A 19790-nucleotide genomic window follows, 5' to 3' on the forward strand; every position below is an offset into this window, starting at 1 on the left:
TCAAGTCCCCTCGGTCGTCAAGGAGTTGGTGGGCTCCTCGTAGAAGACGTAGGTGGCGCGCTGGGCGACCGCGGCCGGGACCTCGGCGCCTTCGCGGGCGGAGCGTTCGGCGACCTGCTTGAGGGCTCCGGAGTCGACGTCCACCTGGTCGAGGATGAGGCGGACGGCGTCCTCGACGGCGAGGAAGCGGTTCGGCATGAGGGTGCAGGTGCGGTAGGCGCTGAAGGGGGTTGCTGCGGGGTTGAGCTGGAGCAGGGGTGGCAGGCGGTCCCAGTCGGGCGGGAAGCCGGCGCCGTCCCAGGGGCGTGGGGTGAGCACGGGTTCGCCGAGGTGGCGTAGGAGGCCGAGGCGGGCCAGTTGCCATACGGCGGCCAGGAAGGGGCAGGACCACAGGCGCCGGCCGTCCTTCTCGGACCACAGCTCGGCGTCCATGAACACGGAGTGGTTGCGGGCCGCCGTCTCCTGGGGCGGCACCCAGGCCTTGGCGTCGGACAGGGCGCTCCGGGTGGCGGGCGTACGCTGCCCGTTGGCGAGCCAGCCGGTCTGGCTGACGGGCGGGCGGGAGCCGTAGCTGCCGGGCGGCGGCGACTCGACGAGACGGTGCATGACGGACTCGGCGAGCTCGATCCGGTCGGCGACCGCGCAGCCGGACTCGCGGGCCAGGTAGTCGATGACCAGGCCGGCCTTCTCGGCCTCCGCGAGGACGACGGGCACGAGTTCGGCGGGGGTGGAGAAGCGGGTGAAGTAGTCGTCGATGAGGAAACAGGTACTGATGCGGGGGCGTTTGCCGCCGGTGCGGCGGGCGGCGGAGGCGCGGGCGGCGTCCACCCAGATCCGTACCTCGGCGAAGTGTTCGCGCAGCCGTCCGGGGCCCGCCTCGAAGTCCTCCATGTAGAGGTGGCCCAGCTCCAGGGAGAGGTGGGACAGCGGCACGGACTGGGTGCGGGGCTCGGCGGTGGTCTCCCGGAACACGGTGTCTCTCACGCCTGCTCCCAGTACTTGTCGTCGGTGAGCCGGCCCGCGAGGTCGCTCAGCGCCCGCCAGGTCTCCATGGTGGCGATCTGGCTGTCGAGGACGTCCTCGTCGGTGATGAGCTGCTCGCGCCACTGCAGGACGGGTTCGAGGGGGACGGAGCCGAGGACCTGGCTGTAGCCGATGCCGAGGGTGGAGGCGAGCTGCTTGAGGTCCCGGTCGCAGGCCCGCATCCACGCCGACTGGGTGGCCGACACCTGTGACCACAGCGCCGATTCGGGGTCGGGTACGGCGGCCCGTACGAAGCGGATGGCGCCGCGCAGTGTGTCCTCGTCGTGGCCGCGGGCGACGCCGCCGGCGACGATGCCGCGCTTGCCGTAGACCAGTCCGGCGGCGGCCGCCACATGCTGGCGGGTCCAGCGGTGGAAGACCAGCCAGCGGGCGTCGACGCCGCTCAGCTCGCGCTGCGAGGTGGCCTCCAGGACCATGTCGACGGCGTAGCTGCGGCCGGCGCTGAGGTCGACGACGATCACGTCGAACTCGCTGTTGAGCCGCAGCAGCAGGTCCACGCAGCGGTGCAGGTTGTCGTCGGTGGTGGCGAACTCGCCGCCGCTGAGGTCGCCCGGCATCAGCACCAGCCGGCCGGATCCGGACGGCCGGTTGCGCAGCACGTGGTGCTCGGTGTCCGCCCAGACGTCGACCCGGACGGGTTCGCTGACCTCGCCGATAAGGTAGGCGTGCAGACCGCGGTCCTCGGCGGCCTGGCGGGCGTCGGGCACGTCGAAGACGGCGGTCGCGGTGGGTGAGCCGAAGTCGAAGTCCAGATAGCAGACGTCGTCCCCGGCCAGCGCCCGGTGGTAGGCCAGGTTGGCGCTGGTCACGGAGCGGCCCGTGCCTCCCTTGTCGGAGGCGGCGAAGATCAGCACCGTGTCACACTCCCCGGTCCGCGGCGTCGCGGGCCCGGGCGAGCGCGTCGAGCTGTCCCAGCACGTCGAGTGTCAACGCGTAGGCCGTACCCGGCTGTTCGTCCACGAGGCTGCGGGCGCGGCGCAACTTGACCTCGATGTTCCTGAGCTGCATGCCGTGCCGGCCGTCGTCCGTGGGCGCGGGTTCCATCTGTTCGTTGCCCAGGAGGTGGGCGGACTCACTGAGCAACGCGGTGGCCAGTTCGGAGAGTTCGAGGCTGCGGATCGGTGGCTGCCGGTACATCTGGTGGGCCTGCACCATCACCTCGGTGACCCGCTCGGTGATGCTCCAGGACACCGGCACCCGGCGCTTGCGGATGTCCGCCTCGGGGTAGACGGCGTGGACGTTGTCCCACAGGCCGACACCCTCGCCGTCCCGGATGCGGCGCCGCCACATGTGGTCGAAGATGTCCTCGGCGAGTCTGAGCAGCCGGTCGTGCGAGGCGAGGTTGCGGGACAGGGTGCACAGCTGGACGGTCCGCTTCAGCAACTGCGCCGAGAAGTCGGTCATGGACCACGTCAGGGGCGGGCCGATCCGCTCGCTGCCCTGCAACGGCAGGGCGACGCCCATGTTGTGCAGTTCGTGGACCACGGGGTCGTCGCGCGTCATCCGGCTGGTGATGCGGCCGCGTTCGGCGAGGCGTTCCATGACGCCGACGGTGCGGGTCAGGTCGTCGTCCGTGGCTCGGCGCCGCATCAGGTCGTGGACGAGGATGGCGGCGACGGACAGGGAGAAGTACTCGGACTCCAGTTTCTGTCCCGTCGTACGCCAGGGGATGTCCTCCAGGGGCCAGCGGTCGCTGTCGAAGCGGGCGATGCCGGACCAGTACTGCTGGGTCAGCTCCCAGCGCAGTCGGAGCGCCTCGGCGAGCTTCTGCTGTTCGGTGTTGAGCAGGCCGAGGGTGAGGGTGCGGTCGGAGAACAGGTCCTGGATGCCGTCGAGGGCGACCACGGTGAAGTACAGGTACGGCACCGCGTTGGCGACGCCTTCGGGCTGCGGTCCGACGGGTTCGCTGGTCTCGACCTCGGGCGCGTCCTTCACGAGGCTCCATGCCCAGCCGCACTCGAAGAGTTGGTTCTCGTCCTTGAGCCCTTCCTCGACGTCGATACCGAGGACCAGGCTCTCGATGATCGCGGCGCGCAGCGGACGGAAGCGGTTCTGGAACTTGGCCAGCACCTGTCGCTGCGAGGCCCGTCCCTGGCCGAGGAGTTCGGTGAGGGTGCGGCCCTGGGAGGAGTCGGTGTCGAAGACGTTGACGGTGAAGGAGCGCAGCAGGCTCACCATGGCGGCGGTGAGCCGGTTGCTGGTGGCGGCGCGCAGTTCGGCGATCGTCTCCTGGATGTCGCCGCGCCGGGTCTTGGACTCGTAGACCTTGAGAAAGCCGAGCGTGGCCAGGCAGAGGGTGACCGACATCGAGTACGAGTCGACCACACCTAACTGGCGCTGCTCCTCGGTGACGGCCGTGTCCGGGTCACGGGACCCGAAGTAGTAACCGCCCGCGAAGGAGGGTCCCTTGTCGGCGCCTGTGTGCGTACGCATGAACTCGGCGGCGGCCTGGACGAGGTTGGCCGGGAGCTCCAGTCGTCCGCCGGCCTTCCTCATCGCCTGCTGGACGTCGTCCTGGGTGGTGTCCGGGTCGTCCAGCCGGAACGCCTGGATCTCCGTGGCCGGATACAGCAGGCAGAGCAGCCGCTCCGCGTCGGCGACGCTGCTCTCGCCGCCCCAGGTGCCCCAGTCCCACTCTCCCGTGTCGAAGGACTGGCGGGCGATCGCCTGCCAGATGTCCAACAGATGTTGGCGTGGCTTGATCTGCATCCCATGCCCCTCACACAGGCCGCACTGCCGTCACTTGGGGAATCCCCCTGTTCTGTTGTGAAGCTGTTCTGTTGTGAAGCTGTTCTGTTGTGCAGATTTCCGGTTCCGGGAAGTTTCACAGACCACTCGGACGGCCCGGAATCCCCGGATCCGAATTACGGCGGCCGTAGGCGAGGATCATTCCCGAATACCCGTCGCGCACCGCCGCCGAGGATTTCAGCCGTTCCACCTTGAGGTCACTCGCGAACGGCTCGAGACTCGCGTACACGTCGGAATCTCCCACATCGCAGGCGGGGAAGAAACGCCCGCCCACCTCATACCCCTGGGAATGTTCCATGAAGGCGGCGGCGAAGGCGGCGTCGGGGGCGAGGGCGCGCATGAAGCACTCGACGCCCCGGGTGAACTCCTGGTGGGAGGAGGTCATCGACTCGGCGACGAAGAACATGGTCCCCACGGACCAGCGTCCCTCGTGCCGCGCCAGGTCGAAGATGTTGCCCTGCTCGACCCGGACGACTTTGGCGAACCGCTCGCGCGGGGCCATGCCGAGCCGGCTGTACCCCTCGTTCTCGCACAGCTCGTCCCAGAACGGGTCCCAGTTCTTCCCGTAGGCGCCGACCTGGCCGCGCAGGTACTCCACGTTGCTCGAGGACCGCTCGAAGAGCGTGATCTCGTCGCACCACGGCAGCATGGCGAGCGCGGGATAGAGATTGGCACCGGCACCCACGTCGATGCCCGGCACCGGTCCGGGGGGCTGCTCGCGGGAGGGCTCACTGAAATGATCGCCGAAATGATCCCGTACGATGTGCAGAATCTCCGCATCCTCCGCCTGCAGAGCACTGTAATTGTGATCAACGTAGGCGATCGGATCGAATGCGGACCATGGCACATCCGCATTGAGCTGGGCGTCCCCCGGCGATCTGAAGGTCATTCATCAACGGTACCAACGCCAGGGGCACGGTGGATCCCCCTTGCGCTGATGTGACAGAACAATTACGGCCACGGGGCGCACGGGGGGCGCATCGCGGCGAATGATTCCCGCGACCTGTTCCGGCCTTGAACGGCCGGATTGTCCCGCTCAAGATGGTCGGAACTCTGCCGAACACACCCGAAAGGCAGACAGCACGCGTCTCGCCCGTACCACCCGTACGAGTGGCAACGCACACTTGACTCCATCCCGCAGGGGGCGCCGCATGACGGCTTGTCCGGAGGAACGTTTCAGTGGCCGCACCGGCCAGGCGTACTACGCCGACCGTGCCGACCGGCCGTTGACGATGAGAGCCGCCGAGGAATCCGACCTGCCGGAACTGGTCCGGGTCGACCGCGAGGTCTTCCCCGAGGAGCCCTACCCCTACTTCGTCCTGCGCCAGTTCTTCGACCTCCACGCGGACCGCCTCCTGGTCCTGGACGACGGAGACACCCTGCACGGCTACGTCCTTTTCGTGACCACCTCGGACCACTACACCAGCTGGGTGATGAGCCTCGCGGTCTCCCCCGACCAGCGCGGCCGGGGCCTGGGCCGCCGCCTGATGCTGGAGGTGCTGCGGCGGCTGCGCGCGGAGGGGGTGCGGGAAGTGCGCCTGACGGTGGAACCGACGAACGCCGCGGCGATCATGCTGTACCGGTCGCTGGGCTTTTCGTCGGAGGACCAGGTGCGGAAGGACTACTTCGGGGAGGGGGAGGATCGGCTGGTTATGACGCTTGCGTTGTGAGAAGGATCAGGGGACCCCGAGGCATGGTGCTGGGGTAAACCCCCGGGAATTTAGGGCTGTTACCCGGATGTGACGCTCCGTGAGGTTCCGGCAGGCTGCTGCGCATGAAGCAGATCACGAAAAGCGCCGCCCTGATCGCCGCCGCCTCCGGAGTCGTCTTCGGGCTCGTCACGCCGCTCACCGCGTCCGCCGCCGACGCTCCCAAGTCGCTGAAATGGACCAAGTGCGAGGGCAGCGGGCTCGATCCCCGGCAGCGGTGCGCGACCGTCTCCGTACCGATGGACCACGCCGATCCGGGCGGCCGGAAGATCGACATCGCCATCTCCCGCGTGCCCAGCGAGAAGCCGTCCGCCCGCCGCGGCGCCCTGCTGATGATCCCCGGCGGGCCCGGCGGCGACAGCCTCAGCCACCCGTCCGTCGAAGGGGAGAAGCTGCCCCAGGAGGTGCGGGACGCCTACGACCTGATCGGGTTCGCCCCGCGCGGGATGGCGCCGTCCACCTCCGTCAGCTGCGATCTCGAGCCCGGCGACCTGGCCCGGACGAAGCTGCTCCCCTATCCCGCCGCGGACGGCTCAGTCGCCGGGAACATGGCCACCGCCCAGCGCGTGTCGGACACCTGCGCCCGCAACGGCGACGAGCTGATGCGCCACATCAACAGCGCCAACAACGCCCGCGACCTGGACCGCATCCGCGCGGCACTCGGCGAGCACAAGGTGTCCGCATGGGGCACCTCGTACGGCACCTATGTGGGCGCCATCTACGCCCAGCTGTTCCCGCACCGCACCGACCGCTGGGTGCTGGACAGCAATGACAACCCCGACCCGGTCAAGGTGGAGCGCGCCTGGCTCGCCGCGTTCGAGGTGGGCGTCGAGGACAACTTCCCGGAGTTCGCCAAGTGGGCCTCCGCGCCCGGCAACCCGGACCGGATCGCCGGCACGGCCGCCGAGGTGCGCCCCCTCTTCCTCCGTCTCGCCGCCCGCCTCGACCGCGAGCCGATCCCCTGGCCGGGCGCCAACCCGCCGGAGCTGAACGGCAACGAGCTGCGCCAGGTCATGCTGGACACCCTCTACGACCCCCGCAAGTACCCGACCCTCGCCAAGCTGATCCTGGCCGCACGGAAGGGCACCGTGCCGCCCGCTCCCCCGGCCCCGCCGAAGGCGGTTCTGCAGAACGTCACCGCGATCAGCGCCGCCACCATCTGCAACGACGCCGCCTGGCCGAAGTCGGCCGCCGCCTACCAGAAGGACGTCGACGAGAGCCGGGCGAAGTACCCGCTGACGGCCGGCATGCCGAGGAACGCGATGGTGTGCGCCGCCTGGCCGTGGACGCCGAAGGAGCCGCCGGTGCGGATCACCGACCGCGGCCCGTCCAACGTCCTGCTCATACAGAACGAACGCGACGTGGCCACCCCGCTGAGCGGCGCCCTGAAGCTGCGCGAGGCGCTCGGCCGGCGTGCCGTCATGGTCACCGTGAACTCCACGGGCCACGGCGCCTACCTGGACAACGGCAACGCCTGCGGCGACGCCACCGTCTCCCGCTTCCTGGCCACCGGACAGCGCCCCGCCCGGGACACCTACTGCGACTGACCGGTCCGGCACGCCCTGGCGTACCTCCGCGCCAGGGCGTGGAAGGCCTCCTTCGGCTCCCAGTGCCAGTCGGAACGCGGGTCGTCGGGGCGGTCCTTGATCGCCTTGGTCGGCGCTCATCCGGGCGGCCCCCGCCACCCGACGACCGCCGTCTCCGGCCAGGAACAGCGCCCGGTTGATGCCCTTGGTTGTCTCCATCCGGCCACTGTGGCGAGCGCGGGCCCGTACCGCCGTCCGCCGATGGTCTACGGCACCGCAACCAAGGAATGACGCAGGACGTCGATCACTGAAGAGATCGTCAACGGCCCACGAGCGAAGGAGAGCAAGATCTTAGGCTCCGCCAGGACCGCAAAGTCCTCCATGAACCGACGCGCGTTCCTCGCGACCGGCACCGCCGCCACCGCGGCCACGCTGCTCGCGACCACCCCCGCACACGCCACCACCAGCGACGGTGACCGCGGGGCCGCCGCCCGCCTGCGCGAGCTGGAGGCACAACACAGCGCCCGCCTGGGCGTGTTCGCGTACAACGCCGCCACGCGGCGGACCGTCCGGCACCGCGCCGACGAGCTCTTCCCGATGTGCTCGGTGTTCAAGACGCTGGCATCCGCGGTCGTCCTGCGCGACCTGGACCGGCACGGCGAGTTCCTGTCCCACCGCATCCACTACACGGAGGCCGACCTTCCGGAGAACGGCTCCGACCAGACCCGGAAGCACCTGGCCGACGGCATGACCGTCGCCGAGCTCTGCGAGGTCGCCATCACCTACAGCGACAACGGCGCCGCCAACCTCCTGCTGCGCGAACTCGGCGGCCCCACCGCCATCACCCGCTTCGCCCGCTCCCTCGGCGACCCGGTGACCCGTCTGGACCGCTGGGAGACGGAGCTCAACTCGGCCGAACCGTGGCGGATCACGGACACGACGAGCCCGTACGCGATCGCCCGCACCTACGGCCGTCTGGTCCTCGGCGACGCCCTGCCCCGCCACGACCGCGACCTGCTCACCCACTGGCTGCTGAACAACACGACCAGCGGCAGACGCTTCCGCGCGGGCCTGCCCACGTCCTGGACGCTCGCGGACAAGACGGGCTCGGGTTCCTACGGCACCGCCAACGACGTCGGCGTCACCTGGACCGACACCGGCACCCCGCTCGTTCTCGCCGTGCTGTCCACCAGGCCCGACCAGGACGCGGCCTGGGACGACGCCCTGGTCGCGGAGACGGCCGCGGTGCTCGCGGACGCCCTCAGCTGAACCGGCGTACGTACCGCCGCTGCCACGGCGTCTCCACCGCGTGCCGGTCGTAGTGGCGGCGGACGTAGGCCACGGCCTCCTCGGGCGGTACACCGTCCAGCACCGCCAGACAGGCCAGCGCCGTCCCCGTACGGCCCCGCCCGCCACCGCACGCGACCTCGACCCGCTCGACAGCGGCCCGCTCCCAGGTCTCCGCGAGCACCGCCCGGGCGGCCGCGCGGTCGGCCGGGAGGCGGAAGTCGGGCCAGCGGATCCAGCGGGACTCCCAGGGGACCTCGGGGGGCTTACTGCCGAGGAGGTAGAGGCCGTACGACGGAGATGTCGCGCCCGGTTGCAGGGGGCGTCGCAGGCCACGCCCCCGTACCAGTCGCCCCGAGGGCAGCCGGAGTACCCCGGCGGCCCGCTCGTCCCAGTGCCCCTCGCTACGCTCCACGAGCCCATTCGAACCTGGCCCCGCGTCCTGGGCAACCGATTCCGCCTCGGTGGTGGTCTGGAGGGCGAGGGAGGGTGCTTGATGCAGGCCGAACAAGAGGCCCAGTTCCAGGAATTCGTCAGGGCGCGGTGGTCCCACCTCGTGCGGACCGCCTATCTGCTCACCGGCGACGCGCACCACGCCGAGGACCTGGCGCAGACGGCGCTGGCGAAGGCGTACCGGTCCTGGCGGCGGGTGTCGCGGGCCGACAGTCCGGAGGCGTACGTCCGTCGGATGCTCGTCAGCTGCAACAGCGACCGGTTCCGCAAGCGGCGCGTCACGGAGTCACTGACCGCGGCGCCGCCGGAGCGGGCGGGGCGCGACGAGGCGTACTCGGGGGTGGAGGAGCGCGGCGCCCTGCTCGGCGCGCTGGCCCAGCTGCCGCCCGGACAGCGGGCGGTGGTCGTCATGCGCTACTGGGAGGACCTGTCCGAGGTGGAGGTCGCCGAGATGCTCGGCTGCTCCACCGGCACGGTCAAGAGCCAGGCGTCCAAGGGGCTGGCGAAGTTGCGTACATATCCGGGGCTGACGCAGGTCATGGGCGGACCTGAGCACAGCCGGGCGGCGGCGTCCGGGCAGGGAGGTACCAGGTGAACGACGAGCAGCGGCAAGAGGGCGGCACCGAGCGGGACTTCGAGGAGCGGCTGCGTGACCTGCTCTCCGAGGACGCGTACACGTTCAGCCCGCCGCCGGTGCCGTATCCGGCGATCCGCCGCCGGGGTGTGGTGGAGCGGCGGCGCCGGGTGGCCGCGGCCGGTGCGGTGCTGGTGACGCTGGCGGCGATGCCGGTCGGGGCGTACGCGCTGGGCGGGGGCGGTAAGGCCGGGAGCACGGCGACGACACCCACGCCGACGGTCAGCGCCCCGCAGTCCCCGACGCCGTCCCCGACCCCTTCGGGTCCCGCGCGGCCGGCCACCGACGGCCAGCTCCTCGACGGGATCACCTTCGCGCAGGCCGCGGACGGGCTGGAGAAGTGCCTGGAGTACGACCGGTCGGGCCCCAAGGGCTACGGCCGCCCCGACGCGGGGACGGCCGCCGACTTCCGGATCATCCTGGCGATGAACAGCACCGGCGACTCGAACGCGCCCGGCGACGGCATGTTCGTGGTCGCGGTGAAGGACGGGCCCGAGCTGTTCCGGGTGATCTGCCGGATCGCGGACGGCGAGGCCCAGGGCATCAACTCCGGTGGCGGCGACGCCGGTCCGCCCGATGTCGGCCCGGTCTTCGCCGACATCAACGGCGGCAAGCTCTACCAGCAGTCGTTCCTCGACCGGGGCAACTGGAAGCTGCCGTTCCGCTGGGGGGTCATCGGCTCGGTCGAGCCGTCGGTCGCCAAGGTGACCGTCTCCTACGGCGACTCCAGCAGTGAAGCCGCCCTGGACCACGGCTGGTTCGTGGCGTCCGGCGTGCTGAACCAACAGGTCACGCTGGCGCCGCGCATCAAGGGCTATGACGCCGACGGCAAGCTGGTCTACGACTCGGACGACGACAAGTACTACGAGAAGACCCTTCCGTAACAGCACTCCCGGCCGGGCGGGGGCGCCGCACAGGGGACGGCACCCCCGCCCGTAGCACCCCTCACCCCACCCCGCGGGACTCCTGCGCCGCGCGCGCCTCGATGCCGCGGAAGTGGACGGCCATCGCGCGCTGCGCGCCCTCGACGTCGCGGGCGCGCAGTGCGGTGACGATGTCGCGGTGGCGGCGGACGGTGACCTCGGGTGCCGGGTCGTCGGTCCAGCCGCGGGCGCCGGAGACGCGCCGGAAGACCGTCCAGAAGGCGCCGAGCAGCTGCGGGACGAGGGCGTTGCCGAGCGAGGCGTAGAGCAGCTCGTGGAACTCCCGGTCGAGTTCCGGGAAGGGCCGCCCGCCCTCGCCCACCGCCTCCATGCGGACGACCACCGCCTCCAGCCGGTCCAGCTCCGCCTCGGTGAGCGTCGCCGCGACCCGGCGGATCAGGCCCTCCTCCAGGACCTCGCGGATCTGCAGTATCTCGGCCAGCGCGCCGGTGTCGTCGTGCAGCTGGACCAGCGTCCGGAAGGTCAGCCCGTCGACGAGCGGGGTCAGTGAGGCCTGGCCGACATAGGTGCCGTAGCCGTGCCGGATCTCCACGATGTCGAGGGCCTGGAGCGCCTTGAGGGCCTCGCGGACGGAGTTGCGGCTGACGCCGAGGTCCTCCATGAGCTCCGCCTCGGTGGGCAGGGGCGCACCCGTCTGGAGCCTGCGGTCGAGGATCAGCTGCATGACCTCGCGCTGGATCCGACTGTTCCTGGGCTCCCCGGACATGCGCCGCATCGTACGCGCACCGGAGGTCCCACATCCCACGTCTGCCCCGATGCGGGTCCGATACGGGTCCGATACGGGTCCGATACGGGGTCAACTCGCGCCATTTCACAGCGCCATTGGTCCGACCTGTGGCAGATGCGTCATTCGTGTGAGATCCCTTGACCGCCCCCACGGCCCCTCCTATGGTCGCGCTGACCGTCAGGACGTAGGACGTCGTATCTCCTCACCACCCATCGCTGGAGGAACCGTGCGCGACGTGACCCACGACGTGCCGGCGCTGCACCGCCGGTCGTTCCTGAAGTACACCGGCGCGCTGAGCGCGGCCGCCGCCGTCTCCGCGTCGCTGTCGGCCTGTTCGTCCGGGCCGGAGTCCACCAATGACACCGGCGGCGGGGGCGGCGGCACCGACCGGACGCTGACCGCGGTGATCGGCTACGGCAACGACGGCAGCTGGGATCCCACCCAGACCGCGTCCGCGTTCGCCATGGCCGGCAACCACCACATCTACGAGGGCCTGCTGGACACCGACCCGATCTCCCGCGAGCCGTACGCGGCGCTCGCCACCCAGGTGCCGGCGGACCCGAACAGCACGTCGTGGAGGTTCACGCTACGGGCGGGCGCGAAGTTCCACGACGGCAAGCCGGTCGCCGCGGACGACGTGGTCTTCGTCTTCGACCGGATCCTGGACCCGAAGACCCAGACCCTCGCCAAGGGCTTCTTCGCGAGCTGGCTGAAGGAGGTCCGGAAGATCGACGCTCAGAACGTCGAGCTGGTCCTCAAGTTCCCTTTCCCCGACGGCATTTCACGCCTCACCCTCGCCAAGATCATGCCGAGGCACGTCTTCTCCCAGCCCGGCGCCTGGGACGACGCGATCAAGGGCAAGGCGATCGGCTCGGGGCCGTACCGGCAGACCGCGCACCACCCCAAGTCGAACACCACCTTCGAGGCGTTCACCGACTACAACGGCCCGCGCAAGCCCGCCTTCAGGAAGATGAACTGGCTGACGATCGTGGACGCCGCCCCACGCGTCGCCCGGATCTCCGGCGCGAGCGCGGGCGCGCAGATCTCCGACAACATCCCGTACGCCAACATCACCCAGCTCGAGAAGAGCGGGCTGACGGTCGCGGGCGGGGCCGGGATGAACAACCTCTTCCTGATGTTCAACACCAGGCACAAGCCCTTCGACGACGTGCGCGTCCGGCAGGCGCTGCACTACGCCATCGACACCGAGAAGATGGTGCAGGTGGCGCTGAAGGGCCACGGCAAGCCGTCGTCGTCCTTCCTCAACGAGAGCAACCCCGGCTACCGCCGCGCGAAGACGGTCTACGACTACGACCCGGACAGGGCGAAGGCGCTGCTGAAGGAGGCCGGAGTCACCGGCCTGAAGGTCAACATCCTCGCGGTGAACGTCAGTTGGATCGTCGACTGTCTGCCGACCATCAAGTCGTCCTGGGACGCGATCGGCGTACAGACGACGCTCGAGCCGCAGGAGACGACGGCCGTCTTCACCAAGATGGACCAGAAGCAGGACTACCAGGTCGTCGCCGCCGCCTCGAACCCCAACCAGTTCGGCCTCGACGCCGACCTGATCATGCACTACAACTACGGCCCCACCAACCTCTGGATGCAGTACACCCGCTGGGCCGACAACTCCGTGGCCGAACAACTCTTCAAGGACATGGACCAGGCGACGCGCGAACCGGACCCGGACCGGAAGAAGACGATGGTCCAGGACTACATCGACGTCGTCGCCGAACAGGCCGTGCTCTACCCGGTCGTCCACAACGAGCTGATCACGGCCTGGAACCCGAAGCTGCTCGCCGGGATAAGGGCACAGCCGTATCCCGGGATCAACCTGCTCCAAGCCAAGTGGTCGTAGGAGACGGGCGTGATCGCCGTAGCCAGGATCCTGGCCCGCCGCGTCGCGCTGCTCGTGCCGCTGATGCTCGGCATCGTGCTGTTCGTGTTCCTGGTGATGCGGTTCTCGGACGTCGACCCGGCGTCCGCGTTCTTCCAGGGCGCCAACCCGACGCCCCAGCAGCTGCACGACTTCCGCGAACAGAACGGCCTCCTCGACCCCCTCCCCGTCCGCTACGTCGACTTCGTCGCCGACCTGCTGCACGGCGACCTGGGCACCAGCGCCCTGACCCGGGCGCCGGTCCTCGACCAGGTCACCACCGCACTGCCGCTCACCCTCCAGCTCACCTTCCTGGGCCTCGGCATCGCGGTGGTCCTGTCGCTGCTGGGCGGCGTCACGGCGGCGATCCACCGCGACCGCCTCCCCGACCAGATCATCCGCGTCGTCTCACTGACCGGCGTGGCGACCCCCGGCTTCTGGCTGGCGCTGCTGATGATCCAGTACCTGGCGGTGGACCTCGGCTGGTTCCCGACCGGCGGCTACATCAACCCGGCGGACTCCTTCACGGGCTGGCTGAAGACGATGACGCTCCCCGCCTTCGCCCTCTCCCTGCCGGTCGCGGCACAGCTGACGCGGATCGTCCGGACGGCGGTGGTGGAGGAGCTGGACAAGGACTACGTCCGGACGGCGATCGGCAGCGGCCTGCCGCCCCGGGTGGTCGTGGGCCGCAACGTCCTCCGGAACGCCCTCATCAATCCCCTGACCGTGCTGGGCCTGCGCGTCGGGTATCTCCTCGGTGGCGCGGTGGTCATCGAGACGATCTTCTCCCTCCCCGGCATGGGGAAGCTGATGATCGACGCGGTGAAGAACGGCGACCCGGCCGTCGTCCAGGGCGTAGTCCTCACGACGGCGACGGGCTTCGTCGTCGTCAACCTCGTCATCGACGTCCTCTATCTGCTGGTCAACCCGCGACTGAGGGATGCGGCCACATGATCCTCACCCCCAAGCACCTCACCGAGGCACTCTCCCGCCCCGGCATCCGCCTGCGCGGCTGGCGCCGGCTGCCGCCCCTGTCGAAGATCGCCGTCTGCTTCCTGACCGTCGTGTTCCTGATGGCCCTGTTCGCCCCCCTCCTCGCCCCGGACGACCCACTCGACCAGCAGCCACCGGTCGACGGCACGGGCCGCCCCTCCGCCGAACACTGGATGGGCCAGGACAGCCTCGGCCGGGACATCCTCAGCAGACTGATGTACGGCGCGCGGTGGTCGCTGGCGATCGGACTGGGGGCGACGGCTCTCGCCCTCGTCGTCGGAGCCCTGCTCGGCGCTGTCGCGGCGACCTCCCGCAAGGCCGTCGACGAGACGCTGATGCGCTGCCTGGACGTGGTGATGGCGTTCCCGGGCATCGCGCTGGCCGCCGTACTGGTAGCCGTGTTCGGCGGCGGGATCACGGTGCTGATCTGCGCGATCGCGTTCCTGTTCACGCCGCCGGTGGCGCGGGTGGTCCGGGCGAACGTCCTGGACCAGTACGGCGAGGACTACGTCACGGCGGAACGGGTCGTCGGGGCCCGCACCCCGCACATCGTCATCAAGCACGTGGCCATCAACTGCGCGGCGCCCGTCCTGGTGTTCTGCACGGTGCAGGTGGCGGAGGCGATCGTCTTCGAGGCGTCGCTGTCCTTCATCGGCGCGGGGGTACGGCCCCCCGACCCGTCCTGGGGCAGTGTCATCGCGGACGGCAAGAACATGGTGCTGACGGGCGGCTGGTGGGCGACCGTCTTCCCCGGCCTGCTGATGCTGGTCACGGTCCTCTCCCTGAACATCCTCTCCGAGGGCGTCTCGGACGCGTGGGCGGCACCGTCGGCACGCGAGGTGGACGTACGGGAGGACGACGACCGCCTGGAGGCACCGGAGCCCGGCAGCGGACAGGTGCTGCGCCTGCCCGAACTGGCTGAGGCGGCGGCACGACTGCGGTCGCGGGCAAGACCGCTGCCGGAAGGCCAACCGGTCCTGGCGGTGGAGAACCTGGCCATCGGCTTCGAGGCCCGGCACAGCGGGGTCGACATCGTGGACGGGATCAGCTTCGAGGTACGGCCGGGCGAAGTAGTGGGCCTGGTGGGGGAATCGGGCTGCGGCAAGTCGCTGACGGCGTTGGCGGTGATGGGCCTGGAACCGAAGGGCGCCCGAATCCGCGGCCAAGTCCGCTTCAACCAACGTGACTTGCTGGCCGAGCCGATGCGCGTTAGGCGTCGGCTGCTCGGCCACGAGATGGCGATGATCTACCAGGACGCGCTGTCGTCCCTGAACCCGGCGATGACGATCCGGGCGCAGCTGAAGCAGGTGATACGCCGAGGAGGCCGCCGTACGGCTGTCGAACTGCTGACGATGGTCGGCCTCGCCCCCGACCGCACCCTGCGCAGCTACCCGCACGAACTCTCCGGCGGCCAGCGCCAACGCGTCCTGATCGCCATGGCCCTGTCCCGCGACCCGAAGCTGATCGTCGCCGACGAGCCGACGACCGCGCTGGACGTGACCGTGCAGGCGCAGATCATAGAGCTGCTGCTCAGGCTGCGGGCGGAGCTGGGCTTCGCGCTGATCCTCGTCTCGCACGACCTGGCACTGGTCGCGGACGTCACCGACCGGGTGGTGGTGATGTACGGCGGCCAGATCGTCGAGACGGGGGTGACCGCCGACCTGGTGGAGGCGCCGGCCCACCACTACACGCGGGGTCTGCTGGGCAGCGTGCTCTCGCTGGAGTCGGCGGAGGAACGGATGACGCAGATCAAGGGCGTCGTCCCGTCCCCCGCGGACTTCCCGGCGGGCTGCCGTTTCGCGGACCGCTGCCCGCCGGCGAGCGAGGTGTGCCGGACGACGGCCCCCGACCTGCTCGGCACCCGCACCCACACGGCCGCATGCCACCACCCGGCGGTCCACCTGGTCACGACGGAGGTCGCCCGGTGAGCGCACTGGTGGAACTGTCGGACGCGCACGTCGTCCACAAGGCCCGCACTGGCGGCCTGTTCATCCGGGACAAGGTCTACGCCCTGACCGGCGCCGACCTCACCATCGCCCCCGGCGAGACGGTCGGCGTGGTCGGCGAGTCGGGCTGCGGGAAGTCGACGCTGGCGAAGGTGCTGGTGGGTGTGCAGCGGCCGACTTCCGGGATGGTGGCCTTCGGGGGCCGGGACCTGTGGGCGATGCGACCGGCGGAGCGGCGGGCGGCGGTGGGCGGCAGCACGGGGATGATCTTCCAGGACCCGTCGACGGCACTGAACCGACGGCTGACGGTACGCCAGATACTGCGCGACCCGTTGGATGTGCACGACCGAGGCACGAGGTCACAACGGGAGGCTCGGGTAAGGGAGTTGACGTCGCTGGTGGGTCTGCCGCGCGCCCTCACGGACGCGCTGCCGGGCCAGCTGTCGGGCGGCCAGCGCCAACGAGTGGCCATCGCGAGGGCCTTGGCACTCGACCCCCGCCTGGTGGTGGCGGACGAGCCGACGAGCGCGCTGGACGTGTCGGTGCGCGCACAGATCCTCAACCTCCTCCTGGACCTGAAGGAACGGCTCGGGCTGGCGCTGGTGTTCGTGTCGCACGACATCCAGACGGTACGGCGGATGAGTGACCGGGTGATCACGATGTACCTGGGCCGGATCGTCGAGGAGTCCCCCGCCGCCGAGGTCACGGACCGCTCCCGGCACCCGTACACCCGGGCCCTGTTCTCCGCGACACCCGGTCTGCTGGACCCGATCGACCCGATCCCGCTGATCGGCCCGGTGCCGTCGGCGACGCGGCCGCCGAGCGGGTGCCCGTTCCGGACGAGGTGCTGGAAGGCGGACCAGGTCTGCGCGTCGTCGATGCCGGACTTCACGTCGGCTTCCGCCTCGCGGCACCGCTTCCGGTGTCACCATCCGGTGGAGGAGGAACAGTCCACCCGGGACCTCGTACGACAGAGCAGCAGCCACACCAGGGAGCCTTCATGACCTTGCCCGCCCCGCTGACCGGTGTCATCCCGCCCGTCTGCACGCCCCTGACACCGGAACGCGAGGTGGACGTCCCCTCGCTGCTCAGGCTCGTCGACCATCTGGTGGCGGGCGGGGTGCACGGGCTGTTCGTGCTGGGCACGTCGTCGGAGGCGGCGTATCTGACGGACCGGCAGCGGAGGGTGGTGGTGGAGTCGGTGACGGGGCATGTCGCCGGTCAGCTGCCCGTGCTGGCGGGGGTGATCGACATGACCACGCCGAGGGTGCTGGAGCATGTGGCGGCGGTGACATCGGCTGGGGCTGACGGGGTGGTGGCGACGGCACCCTTCTACACGAGCACGCATCCGTCCGAGATCGCCCGTCACTACCGTCTGATCGCGGGGGCGAGCCCGGTCCCGGTGGTGGCGTACGACCTGCCGGCGTCGGTGCACACGAAGCTCCCGGCGGACCTGGTCCTGGATCTGGCTGCCTCGGGCACCCTGGCCGGCCTGAAGGACTCCAGCGGCGACCTTGCCTCCTTCCGCGGGGTCGTCATGGGCGCCCGCGCCCGGTCCGACATCGCCGGGTTCAGCGTCCTGACCGGGTCCGAGGTGGTCACCGACGCGTCGCTGGCGTTGGGGGCGGATGGGGCGGTGCCCGGGTTGGCGAACGTCGATCCGGAGGGTTACGTCCGGCTGGACGCCCTGTGCCGGGCCGGGGACTGGGAGCGGGCGCGAGCCGAACAGGAGCGGCTGTGCAGCCTGTTCGGCATGGTGACGGTCGGCGACCCCACGCGGATGGGCGGCAGCTCGTCGGCGCTGGGCGCGTTCAAGGCGGCACTGCGTCTGCGGGGCGTCATCGACTGTCCGGTGACGGCGGAACCCCAGGTGCCGCTGTCGCCGGAGGAGGTGGAGCGGGTGGGGAAGTACTTGGCTGCGGCGGGGTTGCTGTAGTTGGGTTTCGCCCCCGCCGCCCCTACCCGTCCCAGGAGACAACGACCTGTCCGTCACATCGTCCCCGGTGTCACCATCCCCGACTCGTACGCCACGATGACCAACTGCGCCCGGTCCCGCACCCCCAGCTTCCCCATGATCCGGCTGACGTGCGTCTTCGCGGTGAGCGGGCTGAGCCCCAACGCCTCCGCGATCTCGGTGTTGTTGAGCCCACGCGCGACGAGCGCGAGCACCTGACTCTCCCGCTCCGACAGGCAGTCCGGGCCGCCGGCCGCCGGTATCGAGGGTGCGCGCAGAAACCGCGCGATCAGCCGTGCCGTCGGCCCCGGCGACAGCAGCGCGTCCCCCGCCGCCACCGTACGGATCGCGTCGAGGAGTTCGGCCGGCCGGGTGTCCTTCACCAGGAAGCCGGACGCGCCGGCACGCAGCGCCTCCACGATGTTCTCGTCCGTGTCGTACGTCGTGAGGACCAGCACCTTCACCCCGGCCAGGGCCTCGTCCGCCGCGATCAACCGGGTCGCCTCGATGCCGTCCAGGTCGGGCATGCGGATGTCCATCACCACGAGGTCGGCCCGTACGCTCCGGGCCAGCTCCACCGCCTCCCGGCCGGTCGCCGCCTCTCCCACGACCTCCATGTCCCGCGCCGACTCGACGAGCATCGCGAACGCGGCCCGTACGAGGGTCTGGTCGTCGGCGAGCAGTACGCGGATGGTCATCCGGCTCCTTGCGAACTCGAAACGGCAATCGGCAGTACGGCGGCCACTTCGAAGCCGCCCTCCGCCCGCGGTCCGGCGTCGAGTGTGCCACCCACGCTCCGCGCCCGCTCCCGCATCCCGACCAGCCCGAACCCGGACACGCCCCCGGTCTCCGGTCCCATGCCGTCGTCGGTCACCGACAGACGCAGGGCGCCGTCCTCCTCGTACAGGTCGACCCGTACATCCGGTTCGGGCCCGGCGTGCCGGACCACGTTCGTCAGCGCCTCCTGCACGATCCGGTACGCCGCCGCCCCCACGGCGGGCGGCGCCTCCCGTACCCGTACCGACTGCTCGACCCGCACCCCCGCCAGCCGCGCCGCCTCCACCAGGTCGGGCACCCCGTCCAGGCCGGGCAACGGCCCGCGCGCCTCCTCCCCCACGGCGCCCTGCTCGCGCAGCACCTCCAGCGTCGTCCGCAGTTCACCGCGCGCCGTACGGCAGGTCCCCGCGATGTCGTCCAGTGCCTTCGCCACTGTCTGCCGGTCGAGGCGTTCGGGGTCGGCGGCCAGTACGTGCGCGGCCACCGACGTCTGCACCCCGATCAGCGTGATGCTGTGCGCCAGCAGGTCGTGCAGGTCGCGGGCGATGCGCAGCCGCTCCTCGGCGACGCGGCGGCGGGCCTCCTCCTCGCGGGTGCGTTCGGCACGTTCGGCGCGTTCGACGAGGGAGGTGACGTACTGGCGGTAGTAGCGGATGTCGACGCCGCTGAAGAGCACGGCGAGGATCCAGCCGGAGATCCGCACCAGTTCGAGGGCCTGCTTGGTGTCGACGGTGAGCATGACGCTCACGGAGATGCCGAGTACGGTGGCGCCCACCAGGATCGTGCGCAGGGGGCGGCCGGTGACGGCGACCGTGTACAGCGCGACGAACGCCGCCGGGGTCGGGGCGTTGTGGTTGTTGTCGAGGGCGTGGTACGGCACGATCAGCGCCACCACGGCCGCGAGGACGAGCATCGGGTGGCGTCGCCGCCACACCAGCGGCACATGGGCGGCGATCAGCAGCGTCCACCCGAGCGCGTCCGGACGGTCTCCCCCACCGGTGAACAGCCCGATGCACACGGCACCGATGACGAGGACCAGGGCGAGCAGCGCGTCGTTGCGGGTGCCGTGCGGGGCGTTCCGGGGGTCGCGGTTGATCGCCGCGATGACCCGGTCGCGGAAGCGGGGGCGCGTGGTCTCCTGCACCGGCTCATCCTCCGCCACCCGGGCGCCC

Annotated in this window: 18 protein-coding genes and 1 pseudogene; 10 read left to right on the plus strand and 9 right to left on the minus strand. The window is 70.4% G+C overall.

Annotated elements, in window-relative coordinates; translation table 11 throughout:
* The 4 genes from AQJ91_RS04635 to AQJ91_RS04650 form a co-directional block, all read right to left on the minus strand.
* On the minus strand, nucleotides 1-984 hold the full coding sequence (locus AQJ91_RS04635; protein WP_067016626.1) for an SCO2522 family protein: 984 nt from the start codon (nucleotides 982-984) through the stop codon (nucleotides 1-3).
* Nucleotides 981-1898: an SCO2523 family variant P-loop protein gene (locus AQJ91_RS04640; protein WP_067016627.1), complete on the minus strand. Its 918-nt coding sequence runs from the start codon at nucleotides 1896-1898 to the stop codon at nucleotides 981-983. The genes AQJ91_RS04635 and AQJ91_RS04640 overlap by 4 nt, the downstream gene beginning before the upstream one ends.
* Before the next feature lie 4 nt (nucleotides 1899-1902).
* Complete coding sequence (locus AQJ91_RS04645) at nucleotides 1903-3753, minus strand: SCO2524 family protein (protein WP_067016629.1); 1851 nt, start codon at nucleotides 3751-3753, stop codon at nucleotides 1903-1905.
* A gap of 115 nt (nucleotides 3754-3868) precedes the next feature.
* Nucleotides 3869-4681: an SCO2525 family SAM-dependent methyltransferase gene (locus AQJ91_RS04650; protein ID WP_067016631.1), complete on the minus strand. Its 813-nt coding sequence runs from the start codon at nucleotides 4679-4681 to the stop codon at nucleotides 3869-3871.
* A 262-nt stretch (nucleotides 4682-4943) separates the two neighbouring features.
* On the opposite strand from AQJ91_RS04650, the gene AQJ91_RS04655 reads away from it, so the two are divergent.
* Together AQJ91_RS04655 and AQJ91_RS04660 are read left to right on the plus strand one after the other, a co-directional pair.
* Complete coding sequence (locus AQJ91_RS04655; RefSeq protein WP_067016633.1) at nucleotides 4944-5462, plus strand: GNAT family N-acetyltransferase; 519 nt, start codon at nucleotides 4944-4946, stop codon at nucleotides 5460-5462.
* A gap of 104 nt (nucleotides 5463-5566) precedes the next feature.
* Entirely contained in the window at nucleotides 5567-7048 is a 1482-nt protein-coding gene (locus tag AQJ91_RS04660) for an alpha/beta hydrolase (protein WP_067016635.1), read from the plus strand.
* On the opposite strand, the pseudogene AQJ91_RS55180 reads toward AQJ91_RS04660, so the two are convergent.
* Nucleotides 7036-7155, minus strand: a pseudogene (locus AQJ91_RS55180) (abortive phage infection protein); the annotation flags it as partial. The gene AQJ91_RS04660 and the pseudogene AQJ91_RS55180 overlap by 13 nt on opposite strands.
* A gap of 253 nt (nucleotides 7156-7408) precedes the next feature.
* Between AQJ91_RS55180 and bla the strand changes: the two are divergent.
* Nucleotides 7409-8296, plus strand: a complete 888-nt coding sequence (gene bla, locus AQJ91_RS04665; protein WP_067016637.1) for a class A beta-lactamase — start codon at nucleotides 7409-7411, stop codon at nucleotides 8294-8296.
* On the opposite strand, the gene AQJ91_RS04670 is transcribed toward bla, so the two are convergent.
* Nucleotides 8289-8729 (minus strand): protein-tyrosine phosphatase family protein, encoded by a 441-nt coding sequence (locus AQJ91_RS04670; RefSeq protein ID WP_067016639.1) that lies wholly within the window; start codon nucleotides 8727-8729, stop codon nucleotides 8289-8291. The genes bla and AQJ91_RS04670 overlap by 8 nt on opposite strands.
* Nucleotides 8730-8810: 81 nt before the next feature.
* On the opposite strand from AQJ91_RS04670, the gene AQJ91_RS04675 reads away from it, so the two are divergent.
* Both AQJ91_RS04675 and AQJ91_RS04680 read left to right on the plus strand, forming a co-directional pair.
* Nucleotides 8811-9362, plus strand: a complete 552-nt coding sequence (locus AQJ91_RS04675; RefSeq protein ID WP_067016641.1) for a SigE family RNA polymerase sigma factor — start codon at nucleotides 8811-8813, stop codon at nucleotides 9360-9362.
* Nucleotides 9359-10285 (plus strand): hypothetical protein, encoded by a 927-nt coding sequence (locus tag AQJ91_RS04680; RefSeq protein WP_067016643.1) that lies wholly within the window; start codon nucleotides 9359-9361, stop codon nucleotides 10283-10285. The genes AQJ91_RS04675 and AQJ91_RS04680 overlap by 4 nt, the downstream gene beginning before the upstream one ends.
* Nucleotides 10286-10346: 61 nt before the next feature.
* Here the strand turns inward: AQJ91_RS04680 and AQJ91_RS04685 are convergent, their stop codons facing one another.
* Complete coding sequence (locus AQJ91_RS04685; protein ID WP_067016645.1) at nucleotides 10347-11060, minus strand: FadR/GntR family transcriptional regulator; 714 nt, start codon at nucleotides 11058-11060, stop codon at nucleotides 10347-10349.
* A 238-nt stretch (nucleotides 11061-11298) separates the two neighbouring features.
* On the opposite strand from AQJ91_RS04685, the gene AQJ91_RS04690 reads away from it, so the two are divergent.
* From AQJ91_RS04690 to AQJ91_RS04710, 5 genes are read left to right on the plus strand one after another with little or no spacing between them, the layout of a single operon-like run.
* A complete protein-coding gene (locus tag AQJ91_RS04690) occupies nucleotides 11299-12930 on the plus strand; it encodes an ABC transporter substrate-binding protein (protein ID WP_067016647.1) in 1632 nt (543 codons plus the stop codon).
* 9 nt (nucleotides 12931-12939) lie between these two features.
* Nucleotides 12940-13902: an ABC transporter permease gene (locus AQJ91_RS04695; RefSeq protein ID WP_067016649.1), complete on the plus strand. Its 963-nt coding sequence runs from the start codon at nucleotides 12940-12942 to the stop codon at nucleotides 13900-13902.
* Complete coding sequence (locus AQJ91_RS04700) at nucleotides 13899-15869, plus strand: dipeptide/oligopeptide/nickel ABC transporter permease/ATP-binding protein (protein WP_067016651.1); 1971 nt, start codon at nucleotides 13899-13901, stop codon at nucleotides 15867-15869. The genes AQJ91_RS04695 and AQJ91_RS04700 overlap by 4 nt, the downstream gene beginning before the upstream one ends.
* The gene (locus AQJ91_RS04705; protein WP_067016653.1) at nucleotides 15866-16891 is read left to right on the plus strand and encodes an oligopeptide/dipeptide ABC transporter ATP-binding protein; all 1026 of its coding nucleotides are present in this window, start codon (nucleotides 15866-15868) and stop codon (nucleotides 16889-16891) included. Before AQJ91_RS04700 ends, AQJ91_RS04705 begins: the two co-directional genes overlap by 4 nt.
* On the plus strand, nucleotides 16888-17823 hold the full coding sequence (locus tag AQJ91_RS04710) for a dihydrodipicolinate synthase family protein (protein ID WP_067016655.1): 936 nt from the start codon (nucleotides 16888-16890) through the stop codon (nucleotides 17821-17823). The genes AQJ91_RS04705 and AQJ91_RS04710 overlap by 4 nt, the downstream gene beginning before the upstream one ends.
* A gap of 53 nt (nucleotides 17824-17876) precedes the next feature.
* Here AQJ91_RS04710 and AQJ91_RS04715 read toward each other — a convergent pair whose 3' ends face one another.
* Together AQJ91_RS04715 and AQJ91_RS04720 are read right to left on the minus strand one after the other, a co-directional pair.
* Nucleotides 17877-18539 carry a response regulator gene (locus tag AQJ91_RS04715; RefSeq protein WP_067016656.1) on the minus strand — a complete coding sequence of 221 codons (663 nt, stop codon included), beginning with the start codon at nucleotides 18537-18539 and terminating at the stop codon, nucleotides 17877-17879.
* Nucleotides 18536-19762, minus strand: coding sequence for a sensor histidine kinase (locus tag AQJ91_RS04720; RefSeq protein ID WP_079084712.1), 1227 nt, complete (start codon nucleotides 19760-19762; stop codon nucleotides 18536-18538). Before AQJ91_RS04720 ends, AQJ91_RS04715 begins: the two co-directional genes overlap by 4 nt.
* Nucleotides 19763-19790: the final 28 nt, after the last annotated feature.

The organism is Streptomyces dysideae, assembly GCF_001514305.1.
Lineage (GTDB): Bacteria > Actinomycetota > Actinomycetes > Streptomycetales > Streptomycetaceae > Streptomyces > Streptomyces dysideae.